Below are 10,299 nucleotides of genomic sequence, written 5' to 3'. Positions count from 1 at the left end.
GGGAAAGGGAGCCCTCAAAGATTTTTCAGCGCAATTTTTATGGTTTCCTCAACAGAAATACCCGGATTGTCGGAAAAAATCCGGTCCAGTGCTTTTTCGATTGCCCGCTTGTTGAACCCCAGCATCACCAAAGCAGATAACGCTTCTTCCCGCGTGGTATTGTCTGCTTTGTCGAAAACCTGCACTGATTCTGATGATTTACCGATTTTATCCTTCAAATCGATGATAACCCGCTGCGCCGTTTTGGCTCCAATGCCTTTGATACTTTTGAGCACATTCACATTCTCGGTAGCAATAGCGTCCCTCAGCTGCTCCGGCTGATACGACGAAAGCATCATAACAGCCGTATTGGCTCCGATGCCGTTCACCGATATCAGTAACCTGAAGATCTCCCGCTCATCCCGGTCGGCAAAACCATACAGGAGATGGGCGTCTTCGCGAACAATTTGCTGAAGAAAAACCGTCACATTTTCCCGTCCGTTCAAACGGGTATAGGTGGTTAGTGAAATGTTGATAAAGTACCCGATACCTCCGGTCTCAACAATGACCGAAGCAGGCGTTAGTTCAGTGATATTTCCCTTGATGTATTCGTACATCCTTTGCGTTCATTCAAGTTTATTCATGGAATCGGGGAGAAAACTATTCTCCCCCGGTTCGATCGATCTCCTGACTCTGCAGCGGATCTTTCGAAAACTCTTTGTACTGCTCCCGGTTCAGGAACAGGTCAATGGCCAGGTACATGGCGTTCCGGAACGAATCTTCCGAAGCGGTTCCTTCACCAGCCAGACTGTAAGCCGTTCCGTGTCCCGGAGATGTCCTGACAATGGGCAAGCCTGCGGTGAAATTCACGCCCGACTCGAACGACGCCAACTTAAACGGCGTCAGTCCCTGATCGTGGTACATCGCCAGAATAGCATCGAATTTCTTGTAATCGGATGAACCGAAAAATCCGTCGGCGGGATACGGTCCCATGGCAATCATTCCCTCTTCATTCGCCGCTTTGATGGCAGGAATAATTTCACGCTCTTCTTCGTCACCAATCAATCCATGGTCACCAGCGTGCGGATTCAACGCCAGAACTGCAATACGGGGCTTGTGCAACGTAAAGTCCTCCATCAATGTCCGGTTCAATACCCGGAGCTTACTCAGGATCATGTCCGTGGTAATCGTCGAGGCCACTTTCGACAACGGAATGTGTTCAGTAACAATACCAACTTTCAGGTCGTTGCTCACCATCAGCATCAGGTGATCATCCGCCTTAAACTCTTCGGCCAGATACTGCGTGTGTCCCGGAAAGTGAAAAACGTTGGACTGAATATTCTCCTTGTTGATGGGAGCCGTAATCAGCACATCAATCTTCCCCTCTTTGATATCCTTAACAGCCGCTTCGAGTGCCATGTAGCTCGCTTCGCCGGCCATCTTGGTCGATTTACCCAGCTCGACCCGGATATTCTCATCGATACAGTTAATAATATTGGGCCGCTTGGGCACTGCTTCTTCCGCCGTGTTAATGTGGTTAAAACTGAAATTATTAATATTTAAGGCCTTTCGGTGATAAGCGGCTACTTTGGGCGAACCGTAGACAATGGGAGTACAGTTTTCCATTATCCGGTTGTCCAGCAGAGCCTTCATGATAACCTCATAACCAATTCCGTTGATGTCGCCGTGCGTAATTCCGACCTTGACAATATGTTGCTTCATAGTCCTGTCTAAATGTTAGATTTTCAACAATTCCCCTAAGGAGAAAGGATGGTCAAATTTAAACTTTTCTTCGGTATATCCCTGAACAGCCCGTGTTTTTATAGAGGTTTCAGAGCATATCATCCAACCATGCTTTTCAGGAAACGGTATAACAGGCGTACACCAGTGCCCGTAGCTCCCTTTCCACGATAGCCGTCCGGTTGCATCAGAAAAGCGGCTCCGGCGATATCCAGGTGAATCCAGGGATAGTCCACAAAGTTTTCGAGGAACTTCCCGGCAGTAATCATTCCTGCTTCGCGCGGCCCCAGGTTTTTCAGGTCGGCAATATCCGATTTCAACAATTCGCCATATTCCTCCCAAAAAGGAAATTCGACCACACGCTCGTACACTTCGTGCCCGGCTTTTTGAAGTTGCTGCATCACTTCCGGTTTCGCAGTTCCCATACCCGCAATTCCATAGTGTCCCAGCGCAACGGCTGCTGACCCGGTTAGCGTAGCCGCATCGATGACCAGTTGCGGTTCAAATTTCTTCGCATAGCTTAATGCATCGGCCAGCAACAAACGCCCTTCTGCATCGGTGTTGAGCACTTCCACGGTTTTGCCGCTATGCATCGTAATCACATCACCCGGAACATAAGCGTTTCCGTCGGGGCGGTTATCAGTTGCCGGAATCAGCGCAATAACATGCAATGGCAAACGGTTCAGCGCCGCCGCATAAATGGCTCCACCTACAGCAGCGCCACCGGCCATATCCGATTTCATGTAATCCATCGAATTGGCCGTCGGCTTGAGGCTCATACCTCCCGTATCGTACACCACGCCTTTACCGACCAGCACAATCGGTTTTTCATTCACCGGGTTTTCCGGTTTCCATTCCATGATGGTGAATGTGGGAGGATCGATACTTCCTTTATTGACCGCCAGCAGGCCGCCCATTTTTAGCGATTCTATTTTTTGCATATGGAAAACATCCACCGTCACTCCGGCTTCCTTTCCCATCTTCGTGAAAGCTTCTGCCAGCCGCTCAGCATTCATGTGCGACAGCGGTTCGTTTACTAAATCGCGTGTTTGGCAAACACTCTTCACCAGGTTGCTCAATTCAGTTACGTCAGCATCGCTCAATTGCTCAGAGACCAGAGACACACTTTTTAGCGAAGTCTCTTTCCCTTTTTTATCTGTAAAATGGTTCAAAAACCGGTAGCTGCTCAATGCCACTCCTTCAGCGACAGCCAAAACAGCCTGAGCATTGTTTCCCAATATGCCCAGATCTTCCAGTTTTTCCTCGGTAGCCCGCACTGCAATTTCATCTCCTTTTTTCCGGCATTGCTCTAAAAATGCCTCTTCACCTTTGTCCTGTTTCGGAACAACCAGAAAAATCCATCCATCCAATCGGTTGATGAAAATTAATTCGGCTTTATCTTCCAACCGCTTTTCGGCATATTTTTTTTCTTTTTCGCTAAGCGGAACAGAGGCCAGCTCCAGACCATCTTTTAATATGTATACCAGATTATTACCACTGTATTTGCTTTGTCTTTTCAGTTCCATATCGAAAATTTAAATTTACTGATGCAACATTATCCCCTGAAAAAGGTTGAATCTTTTTAAAAAGGATAGCCGTAAAAATCAGCAACTATCGTATTTGAAAATTAGTACCTTTACGCCAAATTTTTACTACATGAATTTCGAATCAATATACCAAAAAGCCTTAAATTTTGAGGCATTGACCGTTGATGAAGGATTGCTGCTGTATGAGCATGCTCCCACTCCGGAGTTGATGCATGTAGCAAATGAGCTGCGGAAGAAGAAGGTGCCCGGCAACGTGGTAACCTGGATAATCGACCGCAACGTAAATACCACCAACGTATGTGTGGCCCACTGTAATTTCTGTAATTTCCGACGCGATATCGGCGATAAGGATACCTATACAACCACCATCGAAGAGTATTCTGAAAAAATTGAGGAAATGCTCAAGCAGGGTGGTAATCAGCTGCTGCTCCAGGGCGGCATGCATCCGCGATATGGTATCAAGTTTTATACCGACCTGTTCAGTGAGTTGAAACGCCGTTATCCGGAAGTGAAACTGCACTCGCTGGGACCACCTGAGGTGGCACACATCGCCAAGCGCTCTCGTTTGAGCTTCCGCGATACGCTTATCCAACTGCGGGATTCGGGGCTGGATAGTTTGCCCGGAGCCGGTGCAGAAATTCTGTCGGATCGGGTTCGCCGGATTTTATCACCCGGAAAGTGCAACACGCAGGAGTGGCTTGACGTAATGCGTCAAGCTCACAAACTGAAAATGGTGACTTCGGCTACCATGATGTTCGGAACGATTGAAACCAACCGCGAGCGCATCGAACACCTGGCACTGCTTCGCGATGTGCAGGACGAACGCCCGGAAGGTAGTGATGGCTTCACCGCTTTCATTCCTTGGCCGGTGATGCTGGAAGATACCGAGCTCTACCAGAACATCGAAGTTACTCCGATTGAGCCAATGGAATATGTGCGGATGATTGCCGTTGCACGTATCATGTTGCACAATGTGACCAACATCCAGGCATCGTGGTTAACAGTAGGAAGAGATACCGCGCAGCTTTGTCTGAATGCCGGAGCTAACGACATGGGTTCCATCATGATTGAGGAAAATGTTGTTTCTGCCGCAGGCGCATCGTACCAGATGAATGCCAAAGGTATTCAGCAATCGATTATCGATGCTGGTTTCCGTCCGCAACTGCGTAACCAGGGTTACGAGCATGTAGAATTGCCGGAAATGGTTCCGGAATTGCAGCCGGCATAATTAAAAAGAAACTTTACTCCCGAGAGTTACCACATAAAAAAAGAGGCGGAATTAATTGTTCCGCCTCTTTTTTTTTATGCCCAATTGCTTTCGCAAATTTATTTCGTTTCTACCGAATCTACCGGTGGCGCACTCGTGTCGTTGCCCATCTCAGCCATCCGGTTAATCTTGTCGTTCTTTTTCTGGTCGGGGAAACGCACCGAATAAATCATCGCTTCCACCTGCCTCATCAATTCCCGCTTATCTTTCTTCGGAGCATAAACAAATCCTTCCAGTGTCAGCACACGACCACGAATCGGGTCGAGTGTGCTGATGCTAACAAAAGGACCTCCCATGAAATCGCCGTGCACCTTCCAGAGCCCGCGCAGCATAGCAGTGTAATTACCGTTCAGCTTAAAGGCACGGAAAAGAGTAGGAATCTGTCGCTCTGTCATCATGTAAGTTCCGGGATCGGGACCGGGAACATTTTTCTTCAGCACTGAATCGCGCTTATTCAGCAGATAATTCCTGGTAAAGGTACTATCGGAAGTATACGGGTACCAGTAAGCGATTACATCCTGGCTGATGTTCGGAGTCTCGTAACGAATCCATACAAAATTGGTCGTATCCACTGAAACAACAAATCCTTTCGGCACGTTGAGCGTGAAATGGTGCTCTTTTGCCATCCGCTCGGCAACGGCATCATTTTTAAATTTTCGGTCGGCATACATTTTCATCAACCGGTTCCGCTCTTCTTTCACGAAGATGCTCACGATATCGTTTCCCTTTTTGGCAAAGAAATCGGTAAAACTCTTTTCATTGGGCGCCTGTACCGAAACAATTATCTGCGGTTTCGCCCACACATTGCGCTGTATCGTAATCTTAGGTTCTTTCACCGAAGGGTTAATCTTTGTCAGCAGAAGATTTCTGCCGGTTTTAAAAATCTCGCCAAATGCCTGCGGCGGGATATGCACCACGTTCAACATCGGCTCCTCCTGGGGCAAATCGGCAACAGGCTGCGCCAGGAAATGAAAGATGGTATCGCCTGCCTCGCCCTCCCAGGTAGCCTTAGGAATCACGACAACAATTTCGCCTGGCTTTCCGGTAGAATTTTTCATTGTTGGATTACTGTCTCCCCCGCAGGAGGAAAGCATCGCTCCCAATACAAAGGTGACAGTCAGTTGAAATAGTATCTTCTTCATGATACGCTATATTTTAGATTTATTGACTCGATAAGAAAATAAACAGAAACAACCTTGCGACAAAACCGTAATCCGGTTCTCATTCCGGGACGAATCACAAATGGTCAGGTCAAGGCTGCATGGTTATCAAACGTTGTCTTACAAAATGATACAATGGTTAATTCGAAATTAACAAAATCATTTTAGGAAAAAAAGTTAAAGAATATCAACGAACGAACCCCGGCTCATTCGAACCAGGGTTCTGTTTGGTATGCTTAATATTTTGCAGACTACTCTTTGAGTGTTTCTTTCGAACTGTCTTCTTTCTTGGAAGATTTCTCTTCAGAACCACCCTCATCGTTGGTGGCGTTTTTAAACTCTTTCATACCCTTCCCAAGGCCGCGCATCAGTTCCGGTATCTTCTTGCCTCCAAACAGAAGCAGAACAATGACCAGTATGATAATGATTTCCTGCGGGCCAATGAACCCTGCTATCACGAATAAGTTCATAATGTCATGTTTTAAAGGTTTGGTTACAAATTTAGAATTTTTTTCATACGATGTTCTTCATCCACAGGAAATGACACACTAACCCTTGAATAATTTAATAATGTCGTTTCCATTGGCGAAAATCAACAGTGCAAACAGAATCACCATTCCGGCAATCTGCGCGTACTCCAGGAATTTATCGCTGGGCTTGCGGCCCGAAATAATTTCGTAGAGCAGGAACAATACATGACCACCGTCGAGTGCCGGAATGGGCAGAATATTCATTACGGCCAAAATAATCGACAGGAAGGCGGTCAGGTTCCAGAACGAGCGCCAGTCCCAAATGCCCGGGAAAATGTTCCCGATAGCAATAAAACCGCCCAACGATTCGTATGCTTTCGTTTCGGGCTGAAACAACAGCTTGAATTGCTTCAGGTAATTATCGACAGTATTAAAACCTTTCGTCACACCGGCCGGAATGGATTGCCAAAAACCATAGGTGAGTGTTTTAAAGGTAAACAGGCTGTCGAGGTTCATCATGGTACGTTCGACCCCAAGCAAGCCATTCTCACCAATCGTCACCGGTAATGTCTTCGTTGCACCGTCGCGGTCAATCGTCACATCCACCGTTTTGCCTTTCGCATCTTTCAGTGCCTGGACAAACTGGTCGTTGTAGGTAAAATGCTGTCCGTTGATGGCTACTACTTTGTCGCCAATATCCATTCCGGCATCCCGCGCGGGCGATTTCTTCATGAAGCCATGCACCTTAAGGGAATAAGGAATCCGGACACCCATTACGTTTTTATTATTCAGCAATTTGGCAATATCTTCCTGCGTAATCGGAACTTTCACGTCCTTGCCATCACGTTCCACCTCTACATAGCTCGCTTTTTCAAGCACAATGGTCGGAACGATTTTCGTGAAATCAGCAACCTTCTTCCCGTCTACATTTAATATTTTATCGCCGTTCTGAAAACCAATTTCTTTGCCGGTATCACTGGTGACGATTCCGTACTTCACATTAGCTGTCGGCAGGTATTGCTCGCCCCAGGTGTACAACACCATGGCATACAGGAAAAGCGCAAAAAGAAGGTTGAACAGCACACCACCAATCATGATTAACAGGCGCTGCCAGGCCGGTTTCGACCGGAATTCCCATGGCTGCGGAGGTTGTTTCATCTGCTCTTTGTCCATCGACTCGTCGATCATCCCCGAGATTTTCACATAGCCACCCAACGGCAGCCAGCCGACGCCGTACTCGGTTTCGCCTTTTTTGAATTTGAAGAGCGAAAACCACGGATCGAAGAAAAGGTAGAATTTTTCAACCCGGCACTTAAAGAGCTTGGCGAAAATAAAGTGTCCAAACTCGTGAAGGACAACCAGAATCGAAAGACTCAGGATAAGCTGAGCCGCCTTAACCAAAACAACCATAGTATCTTTATCGAATCGTTTTTAACTATTTTCATTTACCAATGAGACAGCCCTTTCGCGAGCTTCCCGATCGGTTTCAACATAATCTTCGTACGAAGGTTCATTTACCAACGAAGTTTTCATCATAACTGCCTCATTGATACATGCCATTTCGGTAAAAGCGATTTTTCTGTCGAGGAATGCTTTTACAGCAATTTCGTTGGATGCGTTGAGTGAACAGGCGATATTTCCACCCTGATGCAAAGCCTCATACGAAAGTGCAAGATTACGAAAATTTTCGGTATCGGGTGTATCGAATGTAAGCGTCGGGTAATCGGAGAACCGGAAGCGCGGGAAATCGCTCGCTAACCTTTCGGGATAAGCCAATGCGTACTGAATCGGGACCCGCATATCGGGCATGCCCAACTGCGCTTTCAAAGCGCCATCCTGGAACTCAACCAGCGAGTGAATGATACTCTGCGGATGCACGACCACGTCAATCTGTTCCGGCTTTAAGCCGAACAGCCATTTGGCCTCGATCACCTCAAAACCTTTGTTCATCAGCGAGGCCGAATCGATGGTAATTTTCGCGCCCATGTCCCAGCTCGGATGCTTCAACGCATCTTCCGGCGTAACTGCCCTCAACTCTTTCGCTGTTCTTCCGTGAAACGGTCCGCCCGAACAAGTCAGAATCACTTTTTCGATGGGATTCATGAACTCACCGGCCAGGCATTGGAAAATGGCCGAGTGTTCCGAATCCACCGGAAGGATATCCACCTTCTTTTCGTTGGCCAGTCGTACAATCAGCTCGCCGGCAACGACCATCGTTTCCTTGTTGGCCAGTGCGATGGTTTTTCCGGCATTAATCGCATTGATGGTCGGAAGTAAGCCCGAGTAGCCCACCATGGCTGTTAAAACCAGGTCGACGGAGCCCATCGAAACCACCTGTGCCACCGCATCGGCACCGGCATACACTTTTATCGGTTCCGAAGCCAGCGCATCGCGGACCTCGTCGTATTTTTCTTCGTTGGCAATAACCACAACATTGGGCCTGAACTGACGCGCCTGCTCAATCAACAACTTCGTGTTATTGTTGGCCGTCAATACCTCCACAGTGAACCGGTCGGGATTTTTCTCGATCACCTCCAGCGCCTGTGTTCCGATAGAACCGGTTGAACCCAGTATGGCAATGTTTTTCATGATGTTCCGCCTAAAAATTGATGTAATCTTCGGGATTCAAAGGTACACCAGATTGCCACATTTCAAAATGAAGATGCGGTCCGGTTGTTTCCATTCCGGTATTCCCCATAATGGCAATGGCTTCGCCGGCTTTCACCTTGTCGCCGGCCTTTTTCAGCAGCTCGGAATTGTGCTTATAGAACGTCACAAGGTTATGCTCGTGCTGAATCTCAATCACATATCCGGTTTGCATTGTCCATCCGGTAAATACAACCGTACCGTCGAGCACCGACGAAATACGGGTGTTTTTCTTCGCCACCACATCGACGCCAAAATGACCCGAGGCCGCATCGAAGTGATTGGTGATGACACCGTTAATCGGCGGGAAGAACAACAGCTCCGAGATGCCGCGTTTGCGGTCGGGAGCCTGGTTATTCAGAGATAGATTAAATTGTTCGCGCGACAGTTGGTCCTGGAACAGGCTGTCGTGGTCGTATTTTTTGAAATGTATCTGGTCGAGCCGAACGATGGTATCGGGCGAAGTCGTTTCGTCGGGGGGCGTTTCGCCGGCCAGCAACATACGGATGTCGCGGAAATACCGATCGCGCACAGCCAGCTCGCTTTCCAGCGAATCGACCATCAACGCATTTTGAACAATGGTTTGACGCATTTCTCCGGTAGGATAACCGGGTATATATTCCCTGAGCGGTGTAAAGGCGATAAGCAAGATAACAGCCACAATCAGTAAAATCACCACCGAGGCGATGAGCATGAACAACGATTGAGGCGTAAACCGAAACTGCCCAACGGTATGCAGGTTCTGGTCGTTAAAAATCACCATCCGCAGGGGATTCTTCATTTTATAGCGAAGGCGCTTCTTCTGGTTTTCCGTAATCATTCCATCCTGTTTTCTCTGGATGCCAAAGTTAATAAGAAAAAGGAGAAATTTTTTTATTTGCGGCTACCGCTTCACCTTCAAGTCACAACACCCAAAAGTGCTCCTATTCGCAATGAATTTTCATGAATTTATTTGGAGGGACACAAAAACTGATCTATATTTGCAACCGCGTTTGAGAAACATACTCAACGCCTACATTGCGGGGTAGAGCAGTTGGTAGCTCGTCGGGCTCATAACCCGGAGGTCGCAGGTTCGAGTCCTGTCCCCGCTACTACAGAGCCGGTTTCTTAACCGGCTTTTTTATTTCACCCTCCAAACATTTTCTGATTATGCTACCTTTGATGGACAGTAAGCATGATTAAAAACAACAAACCGACTATGGTTTTTTCCGATTTTCAAGAACTGAAACCTATCATACTAAAATCCGTCATCACCTGCCCCGAATGCGGTTTTCAGAAGGAAGAAACGATGCCTGAAAATGCGTGCAGTTTCTTTTACGAATGTACCAACTGCCACACCATCTTAAAACCTAAGGAAGGTGATTGCTGCGTGTATTGTTCGTATGGTACCGTTCCCTGTCCCCCAATTCAACAAGGAAAGAACTGTTGCTGATACAATCTCAGATTTTACTCATTCCAGATACGAAAAGAGAAACCCGAAGTCATTGGCT

The 10,299-nt window shown here is 47.3% G+C and carries 10 protein-coding genes and 1 tRNA gene; 3 read left to right on the top strand and 8 right to left on the bottom strand.

The features are described 5' to 3' along the window. Positions 1-14: 14 nt before the first annotated feature. The 3 genes from ruvA to CLV93_RS05625 all read right to left on the bottom strand — a co-directional run bounded on the left by ruvA (position 15) and on the right by CLV93_RS05625 (position 3,245). Positions 15-596, bottom strand: coding sequence for a Holliday junction branch migration protein RuvA (gene ruvA / locus CLV93_RS05635; protein WP_106541194.1), 582 nt, complete (start codon positions 594-596; stop codon positions 15-17). A gap of 43 nt (positions 597-639) precedes the next feature. Next, positions 640-1,701, bottom strand: coding sequence for a 4-hydroxythreonine-4-phosphate dehydrogenase PdxA (pdxA, locus tag CLV93_RS05630; protein WP_106541193.1), 1,062 nt, complete (start codon positions 1,699-1,701; stop codon positions 640-642). Between the two features lie 119 nt (positions 1,702-1,820). Next, entirely contained in the window at positions 1,821-3,245 is a 1,425-nt protein-coding gene (locus CLV93_RS05625) for a leucyl aminopeptidase family protein (protein WP_106541192.1), read from the bottom strand. Positions 3,246-3,375: 130 nt separating this feature from the next. Here CLV93_RS05625 and mqnC point away from each other — a divergent pair, with 130 nt between their 5' ends. Next, on the top strand, positions 3,376-4,494 hold the full coding sequence (mqnC, locus tag CLV93_RS05620) for a cyclic dehypoxanthinyl futalosine synthase (protein ID WP_106541191.1): 1,119 nt from the start codon (positions 3,376-3,378) through the stop codon (positions 4,492-4,494). A gap of 98 nt (positions 4,495-4,592) precedes the next feature. On the opposite strand, the gene CLV93_RS05615 is transcribed toward mqnC, so the two are convergent. From CLV93_RS05615 to CLV93_RS05595, 5 genes are all read right to left on the bottom strand, one after another. After that, positions 4,593-5,675: a DUF4837 family protein gene (locus CLV93_RS05615; RefSeq protein ID WP_106541190.1), complete on the bottom strand. Its 1,083-nt coding sequence runs from the start codon at positions 5,673-5,675 to the stop codon at positions 4,593-4,595. A 269-nt stretch (positions 5,676-5,944) separates the two neighbouring features. Continuing rightward, positions 5,945-6,163 (bottom strand): twin-arginine translocase TatA/TatE family subunit, encoded by a 219-nt coding sequence (gene tatA, locus CLV93_RS05610; protein ID WP_174821579.1) that lies wholly within the window; start codon positions 6,161-6,163, stop codon positions 5,945-5,947. A gap of 78 nt (positions 6,164-6,241) precedes the next feature. Next, positions 6,242-7,573, bottom strand: coding sequence for an RIP metalloprotease RseP (gene rseP / locus CLV93_RS05605; protein ID WP_106541188.1), 1,332 nt, complete (start codon positions 7,571-7,573; stop codon positions 6,242-6,244). 21 nt (positions 7,574-7,594) lie between these two features. Then, a complete protein-coding gene (locus tag CLV93_RS05600; protein ID WP_106541187.1) occupies positions 7,595-8,752 on the bottom strand; it encodes a 1-deoxy-D-xylulose-5-phosphate reductoisomerase in 1,158 nt (385 codons plus the stop codon). Between the two features lie 10 nt (positions 8,753-8,762). Continuing rightward, a complete protein-coding gene (locus CLV93_RS05595) occupies positions 8,763-9,629 on the bottom strand; it encodes a M23 family metallopeptidase (RefSeq protein ID WP_106541186.1) in 867 nt (288 codons plus the stop codon). Between the two features lie 198 nt (positions 9,630-9,827). Here CLV93_RS05595 and CLV93_RS05590 point away from each other — a divergent pair. Both CLV93_RS05590 and CLV93_RS20535 read left to right on the top strand, forming a co-directional pair. After that, positions 9,828-9,900, top strand: a tRNA-Met gene (locus CLV93_RS05590). A gap of 83 nt (positions 9,901-9,983) precedes the next feature. After that, positions 9,984-10,241: a GDCCVxC domain-containing (seleno)protein gene (locus CLV93_RS20535; RefSeq protein WP_425529590.1), complete on the top strand. Its 258-nt coding sequence runs from the start codon at positions 9,984-9,986 to the stop codon at positions 10,239-10,241. Positions 10,242-10,299: the final 58 nt, after the last annotated feature.

Source organism: Prolixibacter denitrificans, assembly GCF_003014495.1.
GTDB classification, from domain to species: Bacteria; Bacteroidota; Bacteroidia; order Bacteroidales; family Prolixibacteraceae; genus Prolixibacter; species Prolixibacter denitrificans.
This window is presented reverse-complemented; position numbering and strand designations above follow the sequence as displayed.